At 66.1% G+C, this 316-nt stretch carries 1 protein-coding gene; it reads left to right on the top strand.

Going from position 1 to position 316, the window contains the following annotated elements; all coding sequences use genetic code 11:
• The coding region (locus tag HB681_RS37825; protein ID WP_256735278.1) for an EF-Tu/IF-2/RF-3 family GTPase at window positions 1-316 on the top strand (316 nt) is incomplete at both ends.

Here is a 316-nt window from a genome sequence, read left to right as displayed (position 1 = left end):
GGAACGCGCTGTGGACGGCACCTTCCTGATGCCCGTCGAAGACGTGTTCTCGATCTCGGGTCGCGGCACGGTCGTGACCGGCGCCGTCGAGCGCGGCGTGATCAAGGTCGGCGAAGAAATCGAAATCGTGGGCATCCGCCCGACGGTCAAGACCACCTGCACCGGCGTCGAAATGTTCCGCAAGCTGCTCGACCAGGGCCAGGCGGGCGACAACGTCGGCGTGCTGCTGCGCGGCACCAAGCGCGAAGAAGTCGAACGTGGCCAAGTCCTGTGCAAGCCGGGCTCGATCAAGCCGCACACGCACTTCACCGCCGAG

The sequence above is a fragment of the Variovorax sp. dw_954 genome, from assembly GCF_018449755.1.
GTDB lineage: Bacteria > Pseudomonadota > Gammaproteobacteria > Burkholderiales > Burkholderiaceae_C > Variovorax.
Note: the sequence above shows the minus strand (reverse complement) of the source record. Positions and strands in the feature narration are given on the sequence as shown.